The following is a 26,516-nucleotide window of genomic DNA, read 5'->3' on the forward strand; positions in this document are numbered from 1 at the left end:
AGATGCCTATCAAGTCGATTACGCCCGACTTTTCCGTGACCGAACAGGTCAGCGCCGACGATCTGCGCCGCGCCGCCGCGCAGGGGTTCAAATCGGTGATCTGCAACCGGCCCGATGGCGAAGCGCCCGACCAGCCGCGCGCCGCCGATCTGCAGGCGGTGGCGGAAGGGCTGGGGATGCAGTTCCGCCATATCCCCGTGGTGCCCGGCGCGATTACGGACGAGGATGCCGCGCAGATGGCACAGGCGCTGGCCAATATGCCCGCGCCGGTGCTTGCCTTCTGCCGCACGGGCGCGCGTTCCACCAAGCTGTATGAAATGGTGCAGGCATCGCGCGCACCTGCCCCTGGCGGCCAGAAGACTTATGATATTGTCATTGTCGGCGGCGGCAGCGCGGGCATTGCCACCGCCTCCAGCATCCTGCGGCGGCGCAAGGGCCTGTCCATCGCCGTGATCGAGCCGAGCGAGGTGCATTATTATCAGCCCGGCTGGACGATGGTGGGCGCGGGCGTATTTTCCGCCGAATTCACCCGCCGCACCGAGAAATCGGTGATGCCGCGCGGGGTCGAATGGATCAAGCAGGCCGCATCGGGCTTTGCGCCCGAAAACAACCAGGTGCTGCTGGAAGATGGCAGCGCGGTTGCCTACCGCGTGCTGATTGCCTGCCCCGGCATCAAGCTGAACTGGGATGCGATCGAAGGGGTTGCCGAAACGCTGGGCAAAAACGGCGTTACCTCCAATTACCGCTATGACCTTGCCCCCTATACCAACCGGCTGGTGAAGGACCTGAAGCGCGGGCGCGCGCTGTTTACCCAGCCACCCATTCCGATCAAATGCGCCGGCGCGCCGCAGAAATCGATGTATCTGTCGTGCAGCAAATGGGAAAAGGCCGGCGTGCTGCGCGATATCGACGTGCAGTTCCATACCGCGGGCGCGGTGCTGTTCGGCGTTCCGGCCTATGTCCCGGCGCTGATGGAATATGTCGAGCGCTACAACGCGCACCTCAATTTCGAATCGAAGCTCGTCGCGGTGGACGGCGCGCGCAAGGTCGCCACTTTCGAGCAGAAGCGCGGCGATGAAGTTGTTCGCGTGGAAGAACCTTTCGACATGATCCATGTGGTGCCGCCGCAAGTCGCGCCTGATTTCGTGGCAACCAGCCCGCTCGCCGCCGCCAGCGGCTTTATCGAAGTGGACGAGGCAACCTTGCGCCATGTCCGCTATCCCAACGTGTTCGCGCTGGGCGATGCGTGTTCCGCGTCCAACGCCAAGACGATGGCGGCGGCACGAAAGCAAGCGCCGGTGGTTGCCGTCAACGCGCTGGCCGCGCTGGATGGCAAGGAACCTGTGGCTGATTACGATGGCTATGGTTCCTGCCCGCTGACGGTGGAAAGCGGCAAGATCGTGCTGGCCGAGTTCGGTTATGGCGGCAAGCTGCTGCCCAGCTTCCCCAATTGGCTGATCGACGGGACGCGCCCTTCGCGCCTGTCGTGGCTGCTGAAGGATACCATCCTGCCGCCGGTGTATTGGCACGGTATGCTGAAAGGGCACGAATGGATGGTGAAGCCGCACCGGATCGGCGCCTGAGATGAACGGTTCGGGGGCAGGCGGACTGGCGCGTTATCTGCCTATTCTGGACTGGGGGCGCAGCTATAACCGCACCATCCTGACCAGCGACCTGGTGGCGGCGATGATCGTCACCATCATGCTGATCCCGCAGAGCCTTGCCTATGCCATGCTGGCAGGACTGCCGCCTGAAGTGGGCCTTTACGCCTCGATCCTGCCGATCATGGCCTATGCCCTGTTCGGCACCAGCCGGGCACTGGCGGTGGGGCCGGTGGCGGTTATCAGCCTGATGACGCTGACTGCGGCGAGCAGCATCGCCCCGCCCGGAAGCCCCGAATTCATTGCCGCCACGCTGATCCTGGCGCTGCTTTCGGGTCTGATCTTGCTGGCGATGGGCATTTTGCGGCTGGGGTTCCTGGCGAACCTCCTGTCCCACCCTGTCGTATCGGGCTTCATCACCGCCAGCGGCATCATCATTGCCACGAGTCAGGTGAAATCGCTGCTGGGCGTGCAGGCCAGCGGGCAGGCCATGCCTGAACTGGTGAGCACGCTTGTCACGGCGATCCCGCAGACGAACCTGCCCACGCTGGTGATCGGTGTTGCCGCGACTGCCTTCCTGTTCTGGGTGCGCAAGGGCCTGAAGCCCCTGCTGATCAAGGCTGGCCTGCCCGCGCGGCCTGCCGATCTGCTTGCCAAGGCCGGGCCGATTGCGGCGGTGGCGGTGTCCACGCTGGCCGTGATCGCGTTCGATCTGGAGGCGCAGGGCGTGAAAGTGGTGGGCGACATCCCGCAAAGCCTGCCGCCCTTTACCGTGCCGCTGTTCGATGCTGAATTGTGGGGGCGGCTGGCGATCCCGGCGCTGCTGTTGTCGATCATCGGCTTTGTCGAAAGCGTGTCGGTGGCGCAGACATTGGCCGCCAAGAAGCGCCAGCGCATTTCGCCCGATCAGGAACTGATCGGCCTTGGCGCGGCCAATGTCGCGGCGAGCTTTTCGGGCGGCTACCCGGTGACGGGGGGCTTTGCCCGCTCGGTCGTCAATTTCGATGCAGGGGCCGAAACCCCGGCGGCGGGCGCGTTCACCGCTGTGGGCATCCTGATCGCGGCGCTGTTCCTGACCCCGTTGCTCGCCTCGCTGCCCATTGCCACGCTGGCGGCGACGATCATCGTGGCCGTGCTGAGCCTGGTTGATTTCAAAACCCCGCGCGAAGTGTTCCGGTATTCGCGCGCCGATTTTGCGGCGATGATGGCGACGATCCTTGTCACACTTCTGGTCGGGGTGGAGCCGGGGGTGATCGCAGGCGTGGCCTTGAGCCTCGCCCTGTTCCTGTGGCGCGCCTCGCGCCCCCACGCCGCGATTGTGGGACGGGTGCCGGAGACCGAGCATTTCCGCAATGTGAAGCGGCACAAGGTCTTTACCGATCCGCGCGTGCTGACCATCCGCATTGACGAAAGCCTGACCTATCTCAATGCCCGCTGGCTGGAGGAGTTTGTGCTGGAGCAAGTGGCCGAAGCGCCTGAACTCAAACACCTGATCCTGATGTGTTCGGCAGTGAACGCGATCGATGCATCCGCGCTGGAAAGTGTGGAGGCAATCAATCACCGCCTGTCCGATGCGGGGGTGACGCTGCACCTGTCCGAAGTGAAGGGCCCGGTGATGGACGCGCTGGAACGCAGCCATTTCCTCGATGCGCTGACGGGCCGCGTCTTCCTGTCGCAGAACGCCGCTTTCGATGCGGTGGTGGCGCAAGCCAATGCCGAGGAGGCAGCGAACGGTGAGCCCGATCCGCTGCTGGCAAGAGGCATGATATGAACAGGGTCGGGGATACCGCAATGGGGCTGGGCTTGGCGCTTGCCCTGTCCTCGTGCGCGACCGTGCCAGGCGCAGCGCCCGACATGGCGCGTGCAGGTGCAATCGCTGACCAGTTCCAGCAACGCCTGTCACTGCAATTGGTGACCGCGCTGCGCGAAGGCGGGCCGGTTGCCGGGATCGAGGTCTGCGCGCAGCAAGCCCCGACAATTGCGGCAGCGCTTTCGGCGGAAACGGGTGCGGAGGTGCGGCGCATATCTTTCGCCCCGCGCAATCCGGCGGCTGAAGTGCCCAACCATCTGGTTGCCCCGTTAAGCGATTTACAGGCGCGCCCGCTGGATGACGAGGGCCGTCCCCGGATGATCGGCTGGATCGAGGGGCGCGGCGATGCGGCACGGCAAGTGACGCTGCGCAGCGTGGTAATGCAGGATCAACCCTGCGGCACCTGCCACGGTCCCACTATCGCGCCGGATGTGCAGGCGGCGCTTGACCGGCTCTACCCGGCGGATCGGGCGACCGGTTTTTCGGCGGGGCAATTGCGCGGGGCGATTGTCGTGAGCCAGCCGATTTCCGCTGCGGGCGCGCCGGATATGGCCCGATGATCGAAGGCTGGCCCCATCGCAGACTTCAGTTACAGATTTGGAAGTATAGATTACATTAATCGTGTAATTGATGTTGAGCCGACTCGGTAATGGGTGCATGGAGGGCCGGACGAACCGCGAAAGGAAATCCCATGACGCTGCATATCGGCGATATCGCCCCCGACTTCACCACGCAGACCCAGTTCGGCCCGTTCAGCTTTCACGAATGGGCGGGCGATTCCTGGGTTTTCTTCTTCAGCCACCCGGCCGATTTCACCCCCGTCTGCACCACCGAAATGGGCCGCACCGCGCAGCTTGCGGGCGAATTTGCCAAGCGCAATGTCAAGCCGCTGGGCCTGTCCACTGATACGGCGGAAGAGCATCTGGCGTGGATTGCGGATGTAAACGACACGCAGAACACCGATCTGCAATTCCCGATCCTGGCCGATGCCGATCTGTCGGTGGCGCGGCTTTACGACATGATCCACCCGCATCAGAGTGAAACCGCGGCGGTGCGTTCGGTTTTCATCATCGACCCAGCCAAGCGCATCCGCCTGACGATGACCTATCCGATGAGCGTGGGGCGCAATTTTGCCGAGATCCTGCGCGTGATCGACGCGCTGCAGACCAGCGACACCTACCCCATTGCGACGCCGGCGGACTGGGAAGTGGGCAAGGACGTGATCATTCCGCCGTCCATCAAGGACGAGGAAGCAGCCAAGCTCTTCCCGCAGGGTTGGAAGGAATTCCGCCCCTATCTGCGGACAACCAAGCTGGATTGACGCTTTCGGCAAATCGCCCGGCCTGCCTGATGCAGCCGGGCGATTTTCCGTGGACGATGTGATAAGAGAAATCAGGGATCAAAAGGACGCAGGCCATGATGATCGAACAGGAATGGGCCATTGTGCTGGCGCGCATCCAGTTTGCGTTTACCGTCAGCTTTCATTTTCTTTTCCCGGCCTTTTCGATCGGCCTCGCCAGCTATCTGGCGGTGCTGGAAGGGCTGTGGCTGAAAACGGGGAAGGGCGTTTACGCCAATCTCTATCGCTACTGGCTCAAGATCTTCGCCGTCGTGTTCGCCATGGGCGTCGTCTCCGGCATCGTCATGTCCTACCAGTTCGGCACCAACTGGTCGGTATTTTCGGACAAGGCCGGGCCGATCATTGGCCCGCTGATGGCTTATGAAGTGCTGACCGCCTTCTTTCTCGAAGCGGGCTTCCTTGGCGTGATGCTGTTCGGCATCAACAAGGTGGGGCGCAAGCTGCATTTCGTGGCGACTTTGGCGGTAGCCGTGGGCACATTCATTTCCGCCTTCTGGATCCTGTCGGTGAACAGCTGGATGCAGACGCCGGTCGGCTATGAAATCGGCGCCAACGGGCAGTTCCTGCCCGGAGACAGCTGGTGGACGATCGTGTTCAATCCCAGCTTCCCCTATCGCCTGGTGCACACGCTGCTGGCGGCTTACCTTACCACGGCCTTCATCGTGGGCGCGGTGGGGGCGTGGCACCTGCTGAAGGATCGCGCGAATGAAGGTGCGCGCAAGATGTTTTCGATGGCGATGTGGATGGCGGTGGTAGTCGCCCCGCTGCAAATCGTCGCGGGCGATTTCCACGGCCTCAACACGCTGGAGCATCAGCCGGCCAAGGTGATGGCGATAGAAGGCCATTACCAGAGCCACCCCGATGGCGCGCCGCTGATCCTGTTCGGCATCCCCAACAGCGCGGAACAACGCGTGGATTACGCCGTGCAGATTCCCAAGGCGTCCTCGCTGATCCTCAAGCACGATCCTGATGCGCCGCTGGCCGGCCTCGACACCATTCCCGAAGCTGATCGCCCCCCGGTGGGCATCGTGTTCTGGGCCTTCCGCATCATGGTGGGCATCGGTTTCGCCATGCTGGGCATCGGTTTGTGGAGCCTGTTCGCGCGGTGGCGGGGCAGACTGTATGATTGGCCGCTGCTGCACCGCTTTGCCGTGGTGATGGGGCCATCCGGGCTGATCGCCGTGTTGGCGGGCTGGGTGGTGACCGAAGTGGGCCGACAGCCTTTCACCGTCTACGGCCTGCTGCGCACCGCCGAAAGCGCCTCTCCGCTCGATGCACCCGCCGTGGCGGCGTCGCTGGCAGCTTTCGTAGTGGTCTATTTCGCCGTGTTCGGCATGGGCATCTGGTATCTGCTGCACCTGATGAAGAAGCCTCCGCAAGCGCACGAGCCGGCGCTGGAGGACGCGCCCATTCGCACCGCCGGCATCACGCCTGCCCCGGCTGTTCTGGAAGGAGAACCGGCATGATCGACCTGACCGTGATCTGGGCCATCATCATCGGCTTTGCCATCGTCGCCTATGTGGTGATGGACGGGTTCGACCTTGGCATCGGCATCCTGTTTCCCTTCTTCAAGGTGGGCAAGGACCGCGACACCGCAATGAACAGCATCGCGCCGGTGTGGGACGGGAACGAGACATGGCTGGTGATGGGCGTGGGCGGCTTGCTTGCCGCCTTTCCGCTGGCCTATGCCATCATCCTTCCCGCGCTTTATGCGCCGATGATCGCCATGCTGCTGGGGCTCGTGTTCCGGGGCGTGGCGTTCGAATTTCGCTGGCGCGATCCGGCGCACCGCGCGTTCTGGGATCGGGCCTTTACCACAGGTTCCGCAGTGGCGACCTTTGCGCAAGGTGTGGCGCTGGGCGCGCTGTTGCAGGGGATCACGGTGGAAGGCCGCGCCTATGCCGGCGGCTGGTGGGAATGGCTTTCCCCCTTCAGCGTGCTGACCGGTATTGGCCTGATGGTGGGCTATGCCCTGCTGGGCGCGTGCTGGCTCAACTGGAAAACCGAGGACGCGTTGCAGCGGCAGGCGGTGACCTATGCCGGGCGGCTGGGCATTGCCCTGCTGCTGATGATCCTGGCGATCAGCCTTGCCACGCTGACGCTGGAGGCGCGTTACCTTGACCGCTGGCTCAGCTTCCCCGGCGTGCTGGCGACCGCGCAGGTGCCGCTCGCCACATTGATCGTCACTTTCCTGTTCTACCGCGCGCTGCGCCGTGGGCGGGACGCGCAGCCGTTCTTCTGGGCGCTGGCGCTGTTCGGCCTGTGCCTCGTGGGGCTGGGCGTGTCGATCTGGCCCGATGTGATCCCGGCGCGCGTCAGCATCTGGGAAGCCGCCTCCCCGCACCGCAGCCAGGTGTTCATGCTGGTGGGCGCCAGCATCATGATCCCCATCATCCTTGCCTATACCGCCTGGTCGTACTGGGTGTTCCGCGGCAAGGTTGGCCACGACGGATACCACTGATGCGTGACGGGCTGAAACGGCTGGGCTGGTTCGTCGCCATCTGGGCCTTGAGTGTGCTGGCGATCACCGCGGTGGGTTATCTGATCCGCGCGGTCATCGCCCCCTGATCCGACTTTGCCCGCCGGCAAGGCCGAGCCTTGCACCGGGTGGGTGGGTGGGTGTTCAGGCAGTGCCGCTCGTCAGCTCCATGCGGATTACCGCGGCGAGGCCGGTTTCCCGCCGCTCCAGGGCAAGATCCGCATCCAGCGCCGCTGCCAGATCGCGTGCCATGGCAAGGCCCAGGCCCGAGCCGGGCTTTGCCGGGTCGAAGCGGGAACCGATGGCAAAGGCCTGCGTCATCTGTTCTTCGGTCAGTCCGGGCCCGTCGTCCGAAATCGCAAGTGTCACGCTGTCCGCTTCGCGGTGCAGGGTAACCGTCACGTCCCGTTCGGCCCATTTGCCCGCATTGTCGAGCAGGATCGAGAGCAGTTCGGTCAGATTGACGGGATCGGCCGGCAATTCCACCGGGTCGTCGAAACCACGCAGGGAAAAGCGCTTGTCCGGATGCAGCCGCTCCATCGCGCGCAGAACCGGCAGCAGCACCTGCGGCAGTTCGGCGCGCTCGCCCGGAAGGCGCGGGGCGGCGACCAGACGGGCCCGGGCAAGCTGGTAATCGATCTGCTGCTGCATCCGCTGCGTCTGATCCAGCAGAACCTGTGCCGATATGCGCGAGGCCGGCTCCTCCGCCATGCGTTCGGCCTCATCAGTGATGACCGCCAGCGGCGTGCGCAGCGAATGGGCAAGATTGCCCGCCTGCACCCGCGCCCTGTCCACCAATTGCCCGGTCTGATCGATATAGGCGTTCAGATCGTTCACCAGCGGGGCGATTTCCGAGGGGTAGGTGCCCGCAAGCACCCTGGCCTTGCCGCCGCGCACGGCGTTGATTGCCGCAGCCAGACGGTCGAGCGGCTTCAGGCCGAACAGCACCAGCGCAAGACCGGTCGCCATCAGCAGCAGGGCGAGCGTGCCGAGCCACACGCTGAGTTCGCGGGTGAAGGCGGTGATATCCTCGTCCAGTTCGCGCTGATCGGTGGCGATGACGATATGCACCAGCTCTCCCGCCGGGCCGGGTTCGATCATGCCATAGGTGATCGCCGGCCCGGTCGGCCCGCTCTCGATGCGGTGCACGATCTGGGGCGAATGGGCGACGCGCTGGTCAAGTTCGCCGCGTATCATGGATTCCGATTTGAGCGGCGGGTGGCCGCGTACCGCCACTTCCCAGTAGAAGCCCGACAAAGGTTCCTCATACCGCGGATCGGACAGGGGCCGCACAAGGTAGGGCGCACCGTTTTCATCCAGTTCGGTCAGGCGCGCCAGTTCGCGCACATGGACTTCCAGTTCCTCGTGATAGGCTTGCTCGATATGCCGGGTGAACACCTGCGTGGCGGTGAACCAGATGCCCAGAATACCGATCATCACCCACAGGCCGATGGCCAGCATGAATCGCAGCCGCAGGCTGCCGAAGGGCGGCAGGGACACGCTCACCGGTTGAGCCGGTAGCCAAGGCCGCGCAGCGTGGTGATGCGGTCGCGCCCGATCTTGCGGCGCAGGCGGCCCACCAGCACTTCCACCGTGTTGATTTCGCGTTCGGTATCCAGATCGTAAAGGTCTTCCAGAATGTCGCCTTGCGCCAGCACATGGCCGGGCCGGCGCATGAACAGGTGCAGAAGGCTGTATTCGCGCCGGCTGAGTTCGATGGGCTGTTCGGCCAGCCGCACGGTGCGCGTCAACGGATCGAGCGAGAGATCGCCGGCCACGAGCTGCGCGTTTCGTGTGCCTGCTTGTCTTCGGTGCAGCGCGTTGAGCCGCGCCTGAAGTTCCTCGAACCGCACCGGCTTGACGACGAAATCGTCCGCCCCGGCGTTCAGCCCTTCCACCTTGTCCTGCCATGTGCCGCGCGCGGTCAGGATCAGGACGGGGCAGGTGACACCCTGCCGCAGCCAGGCCCGCAGGAGGTCGAGCCCATCGCCATCGGGCAGGCCGAGATCGAGAACCACAGCGCTCAGCCGATCCATATCGGGCCAGTCCACCGCTTCGTCCCAGCTGCTCGCGAGATCCACGGCATAGCCCGCGCGGCGCAGGCGTTCGCCCAGCCGTCGGCCCAGTTCGGGATCGTCTTCAACCAGCAGCAAGCGCATCACCAGTCCTCTGTGTATTGGGACATAGGGCCCTCATGCGGCGCGAAACTGACAAGAAGCTGGCAGGATGACAAGTTGCTGTCAGCTTGGTTGCGCACATTCCCGGCATGACACCGCGCCACTCGATCCGCTTCTCCCGCAGCCGCATCGCCTGTGCCTGCGCGCTCCTCGTCCTCTCCGCTTGCGGCTCCGGCTCTCCGGAAGCAGAGGACGCTGCCCCTGATCCAGCCGCTTCGTCCGCCTTGACGGTGGAAACCGCGCAAGCTGTCGCCGCGCAAGGCGTGCCGCTTGCCCGTGTGCCGGGGCAGGTCACTCTGCCACCCGAAGCACGCGTTGCCGTGACCGCGCCCTTTCCCGGCGCGGCCGTGCGCGTTTTTGTGATCGAGGGGCAGGCGGTGGCAAGAGGGGCTCCGCTGGCGCTGGTGCGCGCGGCCGAGCCGGTGACGATTGGCGCGGATATCGCACGGGCCCGCGCCGAGGTGGGTCTGGCCCAGGCGCGGGCGGCGCGGATGCACCAGCTGGCGAGCGAAGGGATCATCGCGCAGGCACGCGCCGACGAAGCCGAGGCCGCGCTGGTGCAGGCGCGGGCGACACTTTCCGAAGCGCAGCGCATGGCGGCGATGTCGGGCACTGGCGCCGACGGCATGATGACCCTGCGCGCGCCGATTTCCGGCCGCGTGGCCCATGTGGGCGTCGAAACAGGCGGCGGGGTGGATGGCATGAACGCACCCTTCGTGATCGAGGCGGCAGGGCCGTTTCATGTCGATCTGCAATTGCCCCCGCGACTGGCCGCGCAGGTCCGGCCCGGAATGGCGGTGGAGGCGCTGCTTCCGGCGCTGGACGGCGGCGAACCGCTTACGATTGGGGGACAGATCATTTCGGTTGCGCCCTCGATTGATCCCCAGACGCGCTCGGTCATGGCAAAGGCCAGCATCAGCGCGGCGCCGGGCCTTGTCGCCGGGCAGAACCTGATGGTCTCGATCACTTCGGCGGGCGAGGGACGCGGCGTATCCGTCCCCTCGCGCGCGGTCACGCGGATCAATGGCGCGGATCACGTGTTTGTCCGCGACGGCGCGGATTATGTGCCCCGGCCCGTGACAGTTGTTGCCAATTCGGGTGGAACCGCGGTGATATCGGAGGGACTTGAGGCCGGAGAAACGATCGCCACCAGTTCGATTGCCGAGCTGAAATCGGCAGCGGCGGAGTAGCCCGGCCATGCTTCGCAACCTGATAGACAAGGCGCTGCAACTGCGGCTTGCCGTGCTGGCCCTTGCCGCGCTGCTGGCCGGTCTGGGCGGGTGGTCCTTCGCCAATCTGCCGATCGATGCCTTTCCCGATATCAGCTCCACGCAGGTGAAGATCATCCTGCGCGCACCCGGCATGACGCCCGAAGAGGTCGAAAGCCGGGTGATCACGCCCATCGAGATGGAGATGCTGGGCATCCCGGATCAGACTGTCCTGCGCTCGGTCGCCAAATATGCGATTGCCGATGTCACCATCGATTTTGCCGACGGGACGGACATCTACTGGGCGCGAAGCCAGGTGGCCGAGCGGCTCAATTCCGTCATGGGCGATCTTCCCGATACGGTGGAAGGGGGGATGGCGCCGATCTCCACCCCGCTGTCGGATATGTATATGTTCACGCTGGAAGGGCCGCAGGCACTGGCCGAGAAGCGCCGGGTGCTTGACTGGGTGATCCGTCCGGCATTGCGCACCGTGCCCGGCGTCGCCGATGTCAATTCGCTGGGCGGCTTTGTCGAGACGTTCGAGGTGGTGCCCGACAATGCCGCGCTGGCGGCAGCGGGCCTTTCCACCGCCGATCTTTCCGCCGCGATCGAAGCGAGCAACCGCAATGATGGCGCGGGCCGGCTGGTGACGGGAGAGGAGGCGCTGATCGTGCGCTCCACCGGCGCCATCGCCACGCTGGATGATCTGGCGAACACCGTTGTCCGGGCGGATGGTGCCGGAATGGTGCGTCTTGGCGATCTGGCGCAGGTGCGCACCGGCAGCCTGACCCGTTATGGCGCGGTGACGCGCAACGGGGAAGGCGAAGCCGTGCAGGGTCTCGTCATCGGCCTGCGCGGGGCGGATGCCAGCGAAGTGGTGAAAGGCGTGCGCGAAAGGCTGGCCGAAATCGGGCCCAGCCTGCCAGACGGCATGGAAATCGTCCCCTTCTACGACCGCTCGGATCTGATCGGGCGGGCGGTATGGACGGTGGAAAAGGCGCTGCTGGAAGCCACGGTGCTGGTGGTGATCCTGCTGCTTCTGTTCCTGGGCGATGTGCGCGCGTCGGTCATCGTGGCGCTGTCCCTGCCGATGGCCATTCTGCTGACCTTCATCTTCATGCGATCCATTGGCCTGACCGCAAACCTGATGAGCCTGGGCGGGCTCGCCATCGCCGTTGGCATTCTGGTCGACGGGGCGGTGGTGGTGGTGGAAAACGTGGTCGAACGGCTTTCCGACAAGACGCACGCGCGCATGGGGAAGGCCTACAACATCCTGCTGGCAACGGTGGAAGTGGCAAAGCCCGTGGCCGCGGGGCTCGCCATCATCGCCATCGTGTTCCTGCCCCTGCTGACGCTGGAAGGGCTGGAGGGCAAGCTGTTCTCGCCCGTGGCAAAAACGATCGTGCTGGCGCTGGCCTCGGCGCTCGTGCTTTCGCTCACGCTGGTGCCCGTGCTTGCCTGGTATATGCTCAAGGTGAAGGAGGGGCATCACGAACCCTGGCTGATGCGCCAGCTTTCGCCGCGCTACAGTTCGCTGCTGGATGGGGCTTTTGACCGCAGGAAGCTGGTCTTTGCCATTGCAGGCACAGGGCTCGCGCTGGCTGGCGTTTCCTACACTCTCACGGGCAAGACCTTTCTGCCGGTGATGGATGAAGGATCGGTGGTCATGCAGCTCAGCAAGCTGCCTTCGGTCTCGCTCGACCATTCGATTGCGGGCGACCTGGCGGTGCAGCGCGCCATTCTGGACGACGTCCCCGAAGTGCAGGCGATCATTGCGCGGGTTGGTTCGGACGAGATCGGGCTCGACCCGATGGGCCTCAACGAAACCGACGCCTTTCTGCAACTGGCCCCGCGCGAGGAATGGCGGGTGTCCGACAGGGATTGGCTGGTGGATCAGCTGCGCGCAGTTCTGGCGCGTTTCCCCGGTATCGAGCCGGGCTTTACGCAGCCGATTGAAATGCGCACCTCCGAAATGCTGACCGGCGCGCGCGGCGATCTGGCGATCAAGCTGTTCGGCCCCGATCTGGCCGAACTGTCGCGCCTGGCGGGCGCAATTCAAGCGCGGCTCGAAGCCATTCCGGGCACGAGCGAGGCGATGACCGTGGCGAATGATACGGTCGACTATTTGCAGGTCGATATTGATCGCGTGGCCGCCGGCCGCGTGGGGATGCCGGTGACGGACTTGCAGGATTTGCTCCGCGCGCAGGTGGAAGGCGCGCGGGCAGGCGTGGTCGCTGATGGCATCCGCCGCGTGCCGATCGTGCTGCGGGGCGAAGGCACCCTGGCCGATACGCCGCAGGCCTTTGCCGATCAGGTCTATCGCTCGCCCAGCGGGCAGCTTGTGCGCGCCAGCGATGTCGCCCGCGTGGCGGTGACTGAAGGGCCGGTGAAGCTGGAACATGAAAACGGCAGCCGCTTTGCCTTAATCCAGGCCTTTGTGTCGGGCCGGGATCTGGTGGGCTATGTCGAGCAGGCGCGCGGCGATATCGAAGCGAATGTTCCCTTGCCTGCCGGATACCGGTTGGAATGGGGCGGGCAGTTCGAAAACCAGCAGCGCGCCAGCGCGCGGCTTGGGCTTGTCCTGCCGGTTTCGGTGCTGATGATCTTTGGCGTTCTGTATTTCACGCTGGGATCGGTGCGCGCCTCGCTGCTGATTCTGGTCAATATCCCCTTCGCAATGGTCGGCGGGATGATCGCGCTCGCTGTGTCGGGCGAGTATCTCTCGGTGCCCGCGTCGGTCGGGTTCATCGCGCTGGTTGGCATCGCCGTGCTCAACGGCCTGGTCATGGTGAGCTATTTCCGCCAATTGCGCAGCGAAGGCGTCCCGCTGCATGAAGCGGTGCGCCAAGGGGCGGAGCGGCGCCTGCGGCCCGTGCTGATGACGGCGACCATCGCGGCGTTTGGCCTGGTTCCCCTGTTGTTTGCCACCGGGCCGGGCTCTGAAATCCAGAAACCGCTGGCGATTGTCGTGATCGGCGGCCTGGTCACCGCCACAATGCTGACGCTCATCCTGCTGCCGATCCTGTACGAGATGTTCGGTGAAAGCGCAGGCGAGCATGAGGAAGAAGCAGCCGGAGGGATTGCGGCATGATCTGGCGTCATCTCCTCGTTCTTTCTGCCGCCGCTATCGTGCCGGTGCCGGCCATGGCCGAACCCGGCCTGCCCGATGCGGCGCAAGTGGCCGCCGCGCTGGACGCGCATCCTTCGGTCATTGCCGCAAGGGAGCGTGTGTCGGCCGCGCGTGCCAGTGCCGATGCGCGCGCCATCGGCCCGCACGAATTCACCTTTTCGGGCAGCTATGTCCGGCGCGACATCGACCGCGAGGGACGTTTTGACGAGTTCGACACTCAATTGACCCGCAGCTTCCGTCTGCCGGGCAAGGCCCGGTTGGACCGGGCAATCGGCCAGCATGAAGTCGAGGCGGCCGAGAACCTGGCCGAGGACGTGCGCCATCAGGCCGCGCTGGTGCTGGCCGGGCATTGGTGGGACTGGCTGGAAGCATCCGCCGCAGCGCGTGTCGATGCGCAGGCGGTGAGCAATCTGGAACGCGCGCTCGCAGCGATCCGCCGCCGTGTCGAACTGGGTGATGCGGCGCTGCTCGATGCCGATCTGGCAGAGGCGGCGCTGGGTCAGGCGCAGATCATGGCCACGCAATCCGCTGGCGAGGCGCTGCTCGCCCGCGGGCGGCTGGAAACGCATTTCCCCGCGCTTGCCTTGCCGCCCGAAGCCCCGGACGTGCCGCAGCCTGAAGCCGAGCCCGCCATGCTGGAGGCCTTGCGCGATCTGGTGCTGGCCAACAGCCACGAAATCGCCGCCGCCGAAGCGCTGGCGCGTGCCAGCGGTGCCTCCGCCGAGCGGGCGCGGCTGGAACGGATGGCCGATCCTTCCGTCGGCATTCGTCTTTTTTCCGAACGCGGCGGCGAGGAACGCGGCGCGGGGCTGGTCTTTTCGGTTCCGCTGGGCGGCGGACACAGGGCCGCGCTGGCAAACGAAGCGGCCGCGAATGCCTCCGCCGCGCAGGCCGAGGCGACATTGGCCCGCTTCACGGTCAGAGAGACCGCGGATGCGGATTTGGCGCAGGCCAATCTGCGGATCGCCGCCTGGCGGCGCGCGCGGGCGGCGCTGGATGCGCAGATGTCGGCGTTGCAGCGCCTGCGCCGGGGGCATGAACTGGGCGAGATCGACCTCTCCGACCTGCTGCTGGGGGAAAGGCTGACGCACGAGGCATTCCGCACCGAAGCCGTGGCGCGCGCGCAGGCGCTGCGCGCCATCACCCGCATCCGCATCGACAGCCACGCGTTATGGCTGGCAGATTAGCCGCGCAGGCGCAGGCGCGATTTTCTCCTGTCTGGGCAAGATAATGGCACGCTGGCCGGCGCGCCATCTGCGACAAATAGCGTATATGGCGGGGTGGCGGGCGACCCTACGACCGGATCATGACCCTCCTGATCGGCACCGCCCGCAATCCGGGCCGCTTCCGCCTGCGCTCTGCTTCGCTTCCGCTTCTGGCGCTGGCTTTGCCATATCCCCACGCCGCGCAGGCACAGGTCAGCCGGACAGAGGATAACGCGATCACCAATGCCGACGATGCCTTTGGCCAGTCCGTCGGCAATGAACGTGTCGGCCTCTACGGCGCGGACGATGTGCGCGGTTTCAGCCCGACCGAAGCAGGCAATGCCCGGATCGAGGGGCTGTATTTCGCGCAGGCCTCCTCTCCGGGCGGACGGGCCATTTCGGGCAACATGATCCGGGTAGGCCTGTCGGCACAGGGCTATGCCTTCCCCGCCCCCACCGGGATTGTCGATTACACGCTGTTTCGCAATTTCGGCGGGCTGGGCGCGAATATGCGGCTGGAATACGGGCAATACGGATCGCCCATCCTGCTGGCCGACGCGCAATTGCCGCTGGGCGCGGATGCGGGCGTCACCCTGTCGCTCAATCTGCGCGAACAGGAACGCCACGAAGGTGGGCGGGCGAACAATATGGGCCTTGGCGCAACAATTGCCGCGCGTCCGTGGGAAGGCGCGCAGATCATCGCCTTCGCTTCGGAATTCCGTTTCTGGCATGACCCCGCGCCGCCGGTATCGTTCCCCGATGGCGATTTCCTGCCGCCCGAATACAAGCGGCGCGAATTGCTGTCGCAGCCATGGGCGCTGCGCGATAACCGAAACACGCTGTTCGGCGCGGTGGCCAAGCTGCCTTTTGGCGAATGGCGTGTGGATGTGGGACTGTTCCAGTCCGGGCGGCGTGTGCCGGAAACCTATTCGGATCTGCTCACCCGCCTGCGCCCCGATGGCACCACGCCCGCGCGCGTGATCGTGGCCAATGGCAACAACCGCGACGATGTGACATCGGGCGAACTGCGCGTGACGCGCAGCCTTGTGACAGGGCCGATGGCGCACAAGCTGATCGTCAGCGCGCGCGGCCGTGTGGGTGAGCGGGTGTTCGGCGGGCCCTTGCGGATCAATCTGGGGGAAAGCACGCTGCTGGAACCCGATTTCCGCGCCGAGCCGACCTTTACTCTTGGGCCGGAAAATCTCGACAAGGTGCAGCAGGGCAGCGTGGGTTTCGCGTGGAGCGCGACGGTGCCGGGCCGGTTTTCGCTGGACGCATCGGTGACGCAATCGAAATACCGCAAGAATGTGGATTTCGCCTCGCCCACGCGCGAGGATGTGCGCGTGCGCGACACGCCCACAACAGGCAGCCTGACCGGATCAGTGTTCCTGACGCGCAATCTGGTGCTGTTCGGCGGTCATGTGCGCGGGTTCGAGGAGGCGCTGGTCGCCCCTGAAGCTGCCGTCAATCAGGGCGACGCGCCGCCTGCCTTGCGCACGCGCCAGACCGATCTTGGCATTCGCTATGCCTTTCCGGGAAACATCCGGCTGGTGGCGGCGCTGTTCACCATTTCCAAGCCCTATTTCAACCTCGATGAGAACCAGGTTTTCCGCGAGCTGGGATCCAACACCAATCGCGGCGCGGAATTGAGCCTGGCGGGGCAGATCCTGCCGGGCCTCAACATCGTGGCAGGGGCGGTGCTGATCGATTCGCGAATCACCAGCCCACTTGTCGATGCGGGCCAGATAGGCAGCCGACCCATCGGAACGTCGCGCCGCCGCATGATCTTCGATGCCGACTGGCGGCTGGACGGCGGCACCAGTCCGCTGTCCTTTGATATCAGCGTCATCGGCCTGTCCGCGCAGGTGGGCAATGCGGCGGGCACGCTGATGGCTCCTGCCAACACCACGGTCGATCTCGGTATGCGCTACCGCTTCAAATTGGCGGGGGCCAATGCGCTGCTGCGGGCGCAGGTGAACAATGTCGCCAATGTCTATGGCTGGAACGTGTCCGGCAGCGGGGCCTTCCAGTATCGTCCGCGCCGCCATGGCAGTGTGGCGCTGATCATGGATTTGTGAACCGGTCAAAGCCGTCCGGGCATCTGTTTCGCCAACCGTGGCGTTACAATGAATTACAATTTCCACGCCTCTTTGCGGTTTGACCGGCTTGGCAAGCGCGGCCGGGCGATGCATCCTCCCCTTTGAAAAGATGCGGGACGCAAAAGTCCTGCCGGAGGGGAGAATTGTGATGCGCAAGCGGCTGGGCCAGCATCTGTTGGCGTTGCTTGTTCCTGTTTTGCTGACAGGTGCTGCCAGTTCGGGCGTTGCGGCCCAGACCAACGACATTCACGCCGGCCAACACGACCACGCGGCAGACGCTGCCCCCGCACCATCCGCGCCCACGCGGACCGTCCGCTGGTCCGATCCTGCCGCCTGGCCCGATGGCCGGGTTCCTGGGGCTGGCGAAGCGGTCACTATCGGCCGCGGCGTTGCCATGCTGCTCGATACCCAGCCGCCCGCGCTGCGCAGCCTGACGATCGAGGGAAGCCTGACCTTCTCGGACGAACGCGATCTCGAACTGACGACCGACTGGATTTACCTGCGCGGCGGGGCGCTGCACATCGGCAGCGAAGCCGTGCCGCACACGCGCAATGCGACCATCACCCTGACCGACACCGTGCCGGGCGAAGACATCAACACGATGGGGGATCGCGGCATCTTTCTTATGGCGGGCACGCTCAGCCTGCATGGCAACCGGGATCACAGCTGGACGAAGCTGGCCCACACGGCGCAAGCCGGCGTCACGCAGATCGACGTGCTCGACGCGCGCAGCTGGCGCGTGGGTGACGAAATCGTGCTCGCTTCCACCGATTTCGACCCAAGGCAGGCGGAAAAGCGCACCATCACGGCTGTTTCGGGCAACAGGATTACGATCGACCGCCCGCTGGAATATATGCATTTCGGCGAGGTGACCTTCGGCGTCGACCAGCGTGGCGAGGTCGGGCTGCTTACCCGCAATATCCGCATCCGCGCTTCGCAGGATGCCGAAAGCAGCTATTTCGGCGGACACATCATGGCGATGATCCGCTCGGAAGTTCGGGTCTCCGGTGTCGAACTTTCCCGCATGGGGCAGCATCTGACGCTGGCGCGCTATCCCATCCACTGGCATTTGCTGGGTGAGGGGGAAGGGCAGTACTTCCGCAATTCCGCGATCCACGACACCTATAACCGCTGCGTCACGGTGCATGGCACCAACAATGTGCGCGTGGAAAACAACGTCACCTTCAACACGGTGGGCCACTGCTTCTTCCTCGAAGACGGGATCGAGACGGGCAACCGCTTTGTGCGCAATCTGGGCATCCAGACCAAATGCCACCCGACGCTGCCCTGCGTGCCGACCAATCTGGCGCCGGGCCGGGGCATCGGCACGCCTTCGGGCCAGCGGTCCGAACACGTCCTGATCCCGTCGGACAATACGGTGACGACCTTCTGGATCACCAATCCGGACAATATCTTCATCGACAATGTGGCGGCGGGTTCTGACGAAATCGGCTTCTGGTTCGCGCTGCCAGTGCATCCGACCGGCGCATTCGAGGGGTCGGAACTCAGCCGCAACACCTGGCCGCGCCGCACCCGCGTGGGCGAATTTCGCGGCAACACCGCGCATTCCAATTTCGACGGGTTGATGTTCGATCGCGGCCCCAACCCAGATGGCACCTTCAGCGTGGGCGGCAGCAATTACCATTTCCCCACCATTGATCCGGCCGATCCCAACAGCGAGCCGCTGGTGTCGCATTTTGCCGATTTTACCGGCTACAAGAACCGCAACGGCGCGGTCTGGGGGCGCGGCGAACTGCACCTGTTCACCAATCTGCGCGTGGCGGATAACGCCATCGGCTTCACCCATGCGGCATCCGCCGTGGGCCGCGCGCCTTACACATCCAAGGTGGTGGATTCGATTTTCGTGGGGGAAAGCGCAAATATCGGCAATCCGCGCACGCCGGCCGAAGTGGCCTATGGCCGCAGCCTGCCCAGCGAGCACGCCGATTTTCCCATTCGCGGCTATGAATATTACGATATGCGCCATGATGTGGAAAACACCACCTTCATCAATTTCCAGCCCAATGCGCAGCGCGATGCAGGGGCGGTATCCTACCTCATGTATACCAGTTTCGGCATGAGCACGGAAAACGCGATCCAAGGTGCAAGTTTCGTCAATTCCAAGCGTGTCAGCTTCCCCCCGGTGGTGCGGCGCTGGGCGTCCGATTTCGGGCGGCAGAATGCGTGGCGCGGCGCGGCCTTCCTTGATCGGGACGGGTCGGTTGGCGGGGTGCCGGGCGCCTATATCGTGATCGACAACGGCATTGCGTCTGACGAGGACGCCTGCGAAATCCGGCCCGATTGGGGCGCGGCGGTGTGCCGGGGCGATTTCGGCCGCTTTGGCGTGGGCGGCAATTTCGGCTTTGGCAGCGAGCCGATTCCCGACCCGGTGATGATGAGCCGGGGTGGTCGCCGCTTCGAATATACCGGCGAAACCACGATCCGCAGCGGGGCCGAAGTGAGGTTGGAAACAGCACGGCAGGCGCTGTCGCTGTCCTTGCGCGAAATGGACAATGGCTCATGGGTGATTTTTGAGCTGCCCGGCTTCACCACCCCCGCAGGCGGCGTGGAGGCCGCCAGCCTTGCCGATCTGCGCGCGGCCACGCAGACCGCCTATTACAAGGCGGACGGAACGCTGTGGGTCAAGCTGGTGGTGGATAACGGGGCGGGCCTCAACGTCACCATCGGCCGGCCCGGCGCAGGCGTCAGCACCGTGGGCACCGGCCCCGGCGGCGCGTTTCAGGCCGGCGCCAGCCTGGATGTGAGCCGGTCGTGAACGGATGGTCTGATGGTGCTTACAGGACTCGAACCTGTCATTTAAAGTATTGATTGATAGAAAAACTCAATCTTTCGCTTCACTAGGATCGGCACTCAATCACAGCCAGAAGGCCACGGCAGCAGCGAGGCTTACGGCTGACAGGAAGTTTCTGGCGAGCTTGTCATAGCAGGTGGCAACCTGGCGGACCCGAAGGGCGGCGAAGCCAACTCCTTGAGGCGGCCGAACATGGCCTCGACCCGCCAGCGGTCCTTGTAGCGGCGTTCGTCATATTGGATCGGGCGCTTGCGGTTGCGGCGACCGGGGATCACCGGGATCTTTCCCTGATCACGCAAGGCAGCCCTGATGCGGTTTGCATCATAGCCACGGTTGGCGATGATACGCTTCATGCCGATGGTCTCGCCGATCAGCAGGTCGGCTCCCTTTCACATCCGAGGTGTTGCCGGGCGTCAGGACGAGGCGGAGTGGTCGCCCGAGGACATCGACGAGCGCGTGGATCTTCGTTGTCCTGCCGCCACGCGAGATGCCAAGGGCATTGGCCCGCGCCCCCCTTTTGCGCCACCGGCAGAACGGTGGGCCTTGATGTAGCTGCTGTCGATCTGGCCGGTTTCCGCGATCCAGCCTTCCTCGGTCAGAGCCGCAAGGATGCCCGTCCAGATGCCCCGCCTACTCCACCGGTTCCAGCGATTGTAGACCGTCGTCGAAGGGCCGTATTCAGCGGGGCAATCCGCCCAGCGGCCACCGCACTTGAGCATATGAACAATCCCGGAGATAACCCTGCAATCATCGACCCGCCGCGCTCCGGGCTGGTTCTTCGGCAAGTGCGGCTCGATCGCAGCCCAAGCCTCATCCGACAACCAGAACAGCGAACGCGACATTCCAAACAGCCTCCTGCACAGTAGAGGTTCCCTGAATCAGGGTGTGCTCAAAGGTTCAAGCGGCTGATTGGGTTTGGACCCTAGACTGACAGCACCCCCGCTGCGTTACGCCGGTTTCGCCACGCAGAACGGGCAATTGGCCGCCCAGTGATCGGGCAGGATTTCCTCGAAAGGTGGCGCGTGCGTCTTCATCCACTCGTCATGGGTAACGGGGCTGCGCGGCGCGAAGACGCAACCTTGAGGCGGGTTGAGCGGGGATGGCAGATCACCGTGCAGGATGATGCGCGACCGCTGCCGCTCTGCCCTGGGATCGGGCAGGGGAATCGCGCTCATCAGCGCCTTGGTGTAACTATGCAGCGGTCGCTCGACTATCGCCTCCGCGCTGCCCAGTTCGACGATATGGCCCAGATACATCACCGCGATGCGATCCGCCACATAGCCCACCACCGACAAATCGTGCGAAATGAAGATCATGGTGAGGCCCATTTCGCGCACCAGCCGCTTGAGCAGGTTCAGGATCTGCGATTGGATCGACACGTCGAGCGCGGAGACCGGTTCGTCGGCGATGATCAGCCGGGGTTCGGGTGCCAGCGCGCGGGCGATGGCGATACGCTGGCGCTGGCCGCCCGAAAACTCGTGCGGATAGCGCTTCATCTGGGCCGGGTTCAGCCCCACCGTGCGCAGCAGTTCGGCAATGCGGCCGCGCATCTCGTCACCGCGCAGATCCGGGTGCCGTGTGCGGATCGCCTCCGCCAGCGTGTCCATCACGGTCATGCGCGGATTGAGCGAGGCGTAGGGATCCTGGAAGATCATCTGGAAGTTCATGCGCGTATGCCGGATGTCCTTGTCCGAAATCGCGCTCAGTTCCTCGCCTTCCAGCCAGATCTCGCCCGAAGTCGGCCGGATCAGCTGCATGATCGTGCGGCTGAGAGTGGATTTGCCGCAGCCCGATTCGCCCACCAGCCCAAGGACTTCGCCCTTGCGGATCACCAGCGACACGCCATCCACCGCCTTCACCACGCCCTTGCTGGTGCGGCTCCAGAAGGTGCGGCCCATGTCGAAATGGGTGCGCACATCGCGCAGCACCAGGAAATCCGTGGCGGGATTGCCGAGGGGCGCGCTCATACAGCGTCGCTTCCTGCCGGCACCAGATCGTCGGTCTCCAGCTCTTGCGGCAAAACGCTTTCGATCGGGGCGCTGCTGTCGCAGGAATGGCAATCGGCATGGCAATGGCCATTGCCCAGATCGCGCAGCAGCGGGGTGTCGGCATCCGGCCCGGTCAGCTTGGGATAGGGGCAGCGGGGATAGAAGGCGCAGCCGCTGATCGGGCGGGCAAGGTCCGGCGGCAGACCGGGGATGGTGAACAGCTTCTGGCCCTTCTTCTGCAAGGACGGGATCGTCTTCTGCAGCGCGCGGGTATAGGGGTGGCGCGCTTCGTAGAAGACCTGCTCCGTCGTGCCGCTTTCCATGATCCGCCCGGCATACATCACATTGACCTTGTCGCAGGTGCCCGCAACCACGCCCAGATCGTGCGTGACCAGGATCACCGCGGTGCCCAGCTTTTCCTGCCGCTGGCGGATAATCTCCAGAATCTGCGCCTGCACCGTTACGTCCAGCGCGGTGGTCGGCTCGTCCGCGATCAGCAGGTCGGGATCGGTGATCAGCGCCATGGCGATCATCACCCGCTGGCGCATCCCGCCAGAAAATTCGTGCGGATAGCTGCGCACCCGGCGCGAGGCTTCGGGAATGCCCACTTCCTCCAGCGCGGCAATCGCCTTGTTCAGCGCGGTGCGATCGTCGATATCGCCGTGCGATTGCAGCGCCTCGACCAGCTGGGTCGAAATGCGCAGGTACGGATTGAGCGAGGTCATCGGATCCTGAAAGATCATGCTGATGCGTTTGCCCCGCACGCTGCGCAATTGCGCCGGGGTCATCTGCAACAGGTCCTGCCCGTCGAACATGGCGGTGCCGCCCTCGATCCGGCCGGGCGGCTCCGGGATAAGGCGCAGCAGCGAATAACAGGTGACCGATTTGCCCGATCCGGATTCGCCGACAATGCCCAGCGTTTCGCCGCGATCCACGGTAAAGGACACGCCATCGACCGCGCGCACCACGCCGTTGCGCGTGTGGAAATGCGTGGTGAGGCCGGATACATCGAGCAGGGCCATGAAGGGTCAGTCTCCCGCGCTCTTGGGATCGAGGGCATCGCGCAGGCCATCGCCAAGGAAATTGAGGCAGAACAGGGTGAGCGCGAAGAAGAAGGCAGGGAAGATCAGCAGCCAGGCGAAGATTTCCATGTTCTGCTGCCCTTCATTGATCAGCACGCCCCAGCTGGCATCGGGCGGTTGCACGCCCAGGCCCAGGAAGCTGAGGAACGCTTCCAGCAGCATCACCGCCGGCACGGTCAGCGTGGCGATCACGATCACCGGGCCAAGGACGTTGGGGATGAGATGGCGCAGGATGATGCGGCGGTTGCTGAGGCCCAGCGAGATCGCCGCTTCGACAAATTCCTGCTTCTTCAGGTCGATCACCCCGGCGCGCACGATCCGCGCCATTGTGAGCCATTCCACGCAGCCGATGGCGATGAACATGAGCCACAGAGACCGTCCGAAGGCGACCATCAGCAGGATCACGAAAATCGTGAAGGGCAGGGCATAGAGCAGATCGACAAAGCGCATCATCGCCGCATCGACCTTGCCGCCGACATAGCCTGCGGTCGCGCCATAGATCACGCCGATCAGCAGCGAAACGCTGGTCGCCACCAGCCCCACCAGCAGCGAGATGCGCCCGCCTTCCATTACCCGCACCATCAGGTCGCGGCCCAATGTGTCGGTGCCGAACCAGTGTTGCGCCGATGGCGGCGCTGCCCCGCTGAACAGGTTCTGCGTCTGGCTGTCATAGGGCGAGAGCCACGGCCCCACCACGCAGAACAGGCAGATCAGGATGAAGACGAACAGGCTGCCCAGCGCGAGCTTGTTCTTGCGCAGCCGCGCCCATGCATCGCTCCACAAGGAGGAGCCCTGCTCCAGCTGCTCAGGGACAAGCGGAGCCGGCGTCAGCGGCAGCTTGGATGCAAGGTCAGCCATGTTTCAGCCTGGGATTGAGGGCCACCTGCGCAATATCGACCAGCAGGTTCATCACCACGATCAGCGCGGCGAACAGCAAGGTGAGGCCAAGGATCAGGAAATCATCCCGGTTCAGCGCGCCGCGCACGAACCACTGGCCAAGGCCGGGCACCTGAAAGATCGTCTCGACCACGAAGGAGCCGGAAATGATGCCTGCCAGCGCCGGGCCGAGGAAGGTGATCGCGGGGATCAGCCCGCCTTTCAGGCAGTGCCGGAAAATGATCCGGCGTTCGGGCACGCCCTTGGCCCGCGCGGTGCGCACCCAGTCCTGGTTGAGCATTTCCAGCATCCCGCCCCGCGTCAGCCGGGCGAAATAGGCGGCATAGACCAGCCCCAGCGTGGCGGCGGGCAGGATCCAGTAATTGGGGCCGAACCACCCGGCCACCGGCAACCACCGCAAGGTGATGCCAAACACCAGCGCCAGCAATGGCCCCATGACAAAGCTGGGCAGGCAGATGCCGACCATCGCCGCCGACATGGGCACATAATCAAGCCAGGTGTTGCGCCGCACTGCGGCCACGATGCCTGCCGGGATGCCCAGCGCCAGCGCAATCAGCAACGCCATGCCGCCCAGATGCAGCGAGACAGGTAACGCCTCCGCAATGATGGCGGTGACCGACCGGTTGGCATAGACCGCGCTTGGCCCGAATTCACCCTGCAACATATTGACCAGCGCGACCCAGAACCGTTCGAGCGCCGGCTTGTCATAGCCATAGAACGCCTCGATCTGGGCGAGGATTTCGGGCCGGATCGCGCGTTCCGAACTGAACGGGCTGCCCGGCGTCATCGCCACGAGAAAGAACGTCGCGGCATAGATCGCCAGCAGGACAAGCACCCCCTGCAGCAGGCGCAAGGCAATGATTTTCAGCATGGGGCGACCCCGAACCCGTCGGCCATCGCGCGATCAGCCCGCGCGCAGCGAGACATATTTGTAAGGATGGTTGTCGAGCAGTTTCGGCTCCCACCCCTGCACGCGCGGATCCTTCAGATAGACCCGCGTGTACCAGTAGATCGGGATGATCGGCATTTCGTCCAGCAGGATCGCCTCGGCCTGGCTGAGGATCTGCATCCGCTCGTCTTCCGCCTGCGCCACGCGGGCGCGGCGGATCAGCGCATCGTATGCGGCATTGCTCCAGCCGGTGTCGTTATTGCCGTTGCCGGAGGTAAAGATGTCGAGGAACGAGGTGGGGTGCACATAATCACCGATCCAGCCCGCGCGGCTGATGTCATAATTCAGCTGCGACTGGCTATCGAGATAGACTTTCCATTCCTGGTTATAGATGCCGACATCGATGCCCAGCTTGTCCTTCCACATCGCCTGCAAGGCCTGCGCGATCTTGCGGTGCGATTCGGAGGTGTTGATGAGGATTTCAGCCGAAGGGAAGCCGCGGCCATCGGGATAGCCGGCCTCTGCCAGCAGGCGCCTGGCCTCATCGGGATTGTATTGCACCGCTGTGGATGCGGGGTAGCCGGCAATGCCCGATGGGGTGAAGCCGGTGGCGGGTGCCTGCCCGCCCTGCGTCACGCGGTCGACCAGCAGCTGCTTGTCGATCGCCAGCGCCAGCGCCCGGCGCACGCGCACATCGTTAAACGGCGGGCGGGTCGTGTTGATGCGGTAAAAGTAGGATCCGAGATAGGGCTCGATCCGCAGCTTGTCGGGCATTTCTGCGCGGAAGCTGGGAATCTTGTCGGGCGAAACGGTGTGGGTCAGATGCAGCCGCCCGTCGCGGAACATCGCTTCTTCGGTGCCGACATTGTCGATCGGGAAGAAGCGGATGCCGTTCAGTTGCACTGTTGCGGCATCCCAGTAATCGGGGTTGCGTTCGACTTCGATCACCTGATTGGTGACCCATGTCTTGAGCTTGAAGGGGCCGTTGCTGACATAGTTTTCCAGCGTCGACCAGCCGCTCTGCCGGTCGGTCATGCCGCCATGCTCTTCCACCGCGCGCGGGTTTACCGGCAGGAAACTGGTATGCATCAGCATACCGAGGAAATGCGGCGTCGGGCCCTCCAGCGTCACTTCCAGCGTGCGATCATCGATGGCACGCACACCGACCTGGCTGAAATCGGTGGTGCGGCCAGCATGGAAATCCTCTGCACCCCGGATGACATAGAGCATCTCGGCATATTCGGCGCCCAGCGCGGGGCTGAGGATGCGCTGCCAGGAATAGACGAAATCGCCCGCCGTCACCGGATCGCCATTGGTCCACTTGGCATCGCGCAGGTTGAAGGTCCACACGGTATAGTCGGCATTGCTTTCCCAGGTTTCGGCCATTCCGGGGGCGGGCGCCAGATCGTCATTTGGATCGGGCGCCACCAGCCCTTCCATCAGCGCGCGCAGCAACTGCGATTCCGGCACGCCCGTTACCAGTTGGGGATCCAGCCCCTTGGGTTCGGAGCCGTTGCCGATCAGGAGAATGCCCTCCTCCACCGCCCGGTCGGCTTCGGTAGGGCCGCCGCAGGCCACCAGCAGGGAACAGCACAGAGTGGCAAGCGCGCCGCGAAAGAATCTGGTTGCGTTCGATATCATCATGCCGGCGATCATGGCGCTATTGCCGTTCCGTGACAAATGCTGATTTCTTCTTCGGCGCAGCTATTCGCCGTTTTATCCGGGATTGATGGCCTGAGCGGGTGCCGGGCGCGGGCCAGCTCCGCCAATCAGAGCCGG

General features: G+C 64.4%; 19 protein-coding genes and 1 pseudogene. 12 read left to right on the forward strand and 8 right to left on the reverse strand.

Annotation, left to right across the window (positions count from 1 at the left end; genetic code table 11):
• Nucleotides 1–2: 2 nt before the first annotated feature.
• The 7 genes from WFP44_RS00985 to WFP44_RS01015 all read left to right on the forward strand — a co-directional run bounded on the left by WFP44_RS00985 (nucleotide 3) and on the right by WFP44_RS01015 (nucleotide 7,339).
• On the forward strand, nucleotides 3–1,583 hold the full coding sequence (locus tag WFP44_RS00985) for a bifunctional protein tyrosine phosphatase family protein/NAD(P)/FAD-dependent oxidoreductase (RefSeq protein WP_336924468.1): 1,581 nt from the start codon (nucleotides 3–5) through the stop codon (nucleotides 1,581–1,583).
• A gap of 1 nt (nucleotide 1,584) precedes the next feature.
• Nucleotides 1,585–3,372: a SulP family inorganic anion transporter gene (locus WFP44_RS00990; protein ID WP_377923119.1), complete on the forward strand. Its 1,788-nt coding sequence runs from the start codon at nucleotides 1,585–1,587 to the stop codon at nucleotides 3,370–3,372.
• Entirely contained in the window at nucleotides 3,369–3,971 is a 603-nt protein-coding gene (locus tag WFP44_RS00995; protein WP_336924469.1) for a c-type heme family protein, read from the forward strand. Before WFP44_RS00990 ends, WFP44_RS00995 begins: the two co-directional genes overlap by 4 nt.
• Before the next feature lie 131 nt (nucleotides 3,972–4,102).
• Nucleotides 4,103–4,732 (forward strand): peroxiredoxin, encoded by a 630-nt coding sequence (locus WFP44_RS01000; RefSeq protein WP_336924470.1) that lies wholly within the window; start codon nucleotides 4,103–4,105, stop codon nucleotides 4,730–4,732.
• A 98-nt stretch (nucleotides 4,733–4,830) separates the two neighbouring features.
• Complete coding sequence (locus WFP44_RS01005; protein WP_336924677.1) at nucleotides 4,831–6,237, forward strand: cytochrome ubiquinol oxidase subunit I; 1,407 nt, start codon at nucleotides 4,831–4,833, stop codon at nucleotides 6,235–6,237.
• The gene (cydB, locus tag WFP44_RS01010; protein ID WP_336924471.1) at nucleotides 6,234–7,232 is read left to right on the forward strand and encodes a cytochrome d ubiquinol oxidase subunit II; all 999 of its coding nucleotides are present in this window, start codon (nucleotides 6,234–6,236) and stop codon (nucleotides 7,230–7,232) included. The genes WFP44_RS01005 and cydB overlap by 4 nt, the downstream gene beginning before the upstream one ends.
• On the forward strand, nucleotides 7,232–7,339 hold the full coding sequence (locus tag WFP44_RS01015; protein ID WP_336924472.1) for a DUF2474 family protein: 108 nt from the start codon (nucleotides 7,232–7,234) through the stop codon (nucleotides 7,337–7,339). Before cydB ends, WFP44_RS01015 begins: the two co-directional genes overlap by 1 nt.
• Nucleotides 7,340–7,394: 55 nt before the next feature.
• Here WFP44_RS01015 and WFP44_RS01020 read toward each other — a convergent pair whose 3' ends face one another.
• Both WFP44_RS01020 and WFP44_RS01025 read right to left on the reverse strand, forming a co-directional pair.
• Nucleotides 7,395–8,750 (reverse strand): sensor histidine kinase, encoded by a 1,356-nt coding sequence (locus WFP44_RS01020; protein WP_336924473.1) that lies wholly within the window; start codon nucleotides 8,748–8,750, stop codon nucleotides 7,395–7,397.
• Between the two features lie 2 nt (nucleotides 8,751–8,752).
• The gene (locus WFP44_RS01025; RefSeq protein WP_336924474.1) at nucleotides 8,753–9,409 is read right to left on the reverse strand and encodes a response regulator transcription factor; all 657 of its coding nucleotides are present in this window, start codon (nucleotides 9,407–9,409) and stop codon (nucleotides 8,753–8,755) included.
• A 107-nt stretch (nucleotides 9,410–9,516) separates the two neighbouring features.
• Between WFP44_RS01025 and WFP44_RS01030 the strand changes: the two genes are divergently transcribed.
• The 5 genes from WFP44_RS01030 (at nucleotide 9,517) to WFP44_RS01050 (ending at nucleotide 19,845) form a co-directional block, all read left to right on the forward strand.
• Nucleotides 9,517–10,617, forward strand: coding sequence for an efflux RND transporter periplasmic adaptor subunit (locus tag WFP44_RS01030; RefSeq protein ID WP_336924475.1), 1,101 nt, complete (start codon nucleotides 9,517–9,519; stop codon nucleotides 10,615–10,617).
• Nucleotides 10,618–10,624: 7 nt separating this feature from the next.
• A complete protein-coding gene (locus WFP44_RS01035; protein ID WP_336924476.1) occupies nucleotides 10,625–13,726 on the forward strand; it encodes an efflux RND transporter permease subunit in 3,102 nt (1,033 codons plus the stop codon).
• Complete coding sequence (locus WFP44_RS01040) at nucleotides 13,723–14,952, forward strand: TolC family protein (RefSeq protein WP_336924477.1); 1,230 nt, start codon at nucleotides 13,723–13,725, stop codon at nucleotides 14,950–14,952. Before WFP44_RS01035 ends, WFP44_RS01040 begins: the two co-directional genes overlap by 4 nt.
• Before the next feature lie 119 nt (nucleotides 14,953–15,071).
• A complete protein-coding gene (locus tag WFP44_RS01045) occupies nucleotides 15,072–17,048 on the forward strand; it encodes a TonB-dependent receptor domain-containing protein (RefSeq protein WP_336924478.1) in 1,977 nt (658 codons plus the stop codon).
• A 169-nt stretch (nucleotides 17,049–17,217) separates the two neighbouring features.
• Nucleotides 17,218–19,845 carry a G8 domain-containing protein gene (locus WFP44_RS01050; RefSeq protein WP_336924479.1) on the forward strand — a complete coding sequence of 876 codons (2,628 nt, stop codon included), beginning with the start codon at nucleotides 17,218–17,220 and terminating at the stop codon, nucleotides 19,843–19,845.
• Nucleotides 19,846–19,944: 99 nt separating this feature from the next.
• On the opposite strand, the pseudogene WFP44_RS01055 reads toward WFP44_RS01050, so the two are convergent.
• From WFP44_RS01055 to WFP44_RS01080, 6 genes and pseudogenes are all read right to left on the reverse strand, one after another.
• Nucleotides 19,945–20,723: pseudogene (locus WFP44_RS01055) on the reverse strand (IS5 family transposase).
• Nucleotides 20,724–20,828: 105 nt separating this feature from the next.
• Nucleotides 20,829–21,848 (reverse strand): ABC transporter ATP-binding protein, encoded by a 1,020-nt coding sequence (locus WFP44_RS01060; RefSeq protein WP_336924480.1) that lies wholly within the window; start codon nucleotides 21,846–21,848, stop codon nucleotides 20,829–20,831.
• The gene (locus tag WFP44_RS01065; protein ID WP_336924481.1) at nucleotides 21,845–22,891 is read right to left on the reverse strand and encodes an ABC transporter ATP-binding protein; all 1,047 of its coding nucleotides are present in this window, start codon (nucleotides 22,889–22,891) and stop codon (nucleotides 21,845–21,847) included. Before WFP44_RS01065 ends, WFP44_RS01060 begins: the two co-directional genes overlap by 4 nt.
• 6 nt (nucleotides 22,892–22,897) lie before the next feature.
• Nucleotides 22,898–23,809, reverse strand: a complete 912-nt coding sequence (locus WFP44_RS01070; RefSeq protein ID WP_336924482.1) for an ABC transporter permease — start codon at nucleotides 23,807–23,809, stop codon at nucleotides 22,898–22,900.
• On the reverse strand, nucleotides 23,802–24,719 hold the full coding sequence (locus WFP44_RS01075) for an ABC transporter permease (protein ID WP_336924483.1): 918 nt from the start codon (nucleotides 24,717–24,719) through the stop codon (nucleotides 23,802–23,804). Before WFP44_RS01075 ends, WFP44_RS01070 begins: the two co-directional genes overlap by 8 nt.
• Nucleotides 24,720–24,752: 33 nt before the next feature.
• The gene (locus WFP44_RS01080; RefSeq protein ID WP_336924484.1) at nucleotides 24,753–26,381 is read right to left on the reverse strand and encodes a peptide ABC transporter substrate-binding protein; all 1,629 of its coding nucleotides are present in this window, start codon (nucleotides 26,379–26,381) and stop codon (nucleotides 24,753–24,755) included.
• Between the last annotated feature and the right edge of the window lie 135 nt (nucleotides 26,382–26,516).

The sequence above is a fragment of the Alteraurantiacibacter palmitatis genome (assembly GCF_037154115.1).
GTDB classification, from domain to species: domain Bacteria; phylum Pseudomonadota; class Alphaproteobacteria; order Sphingomonadales; family Sphingomonadaceae; genus Alteraurantiacibacter; species Alteraurantiacibacter palmitatis.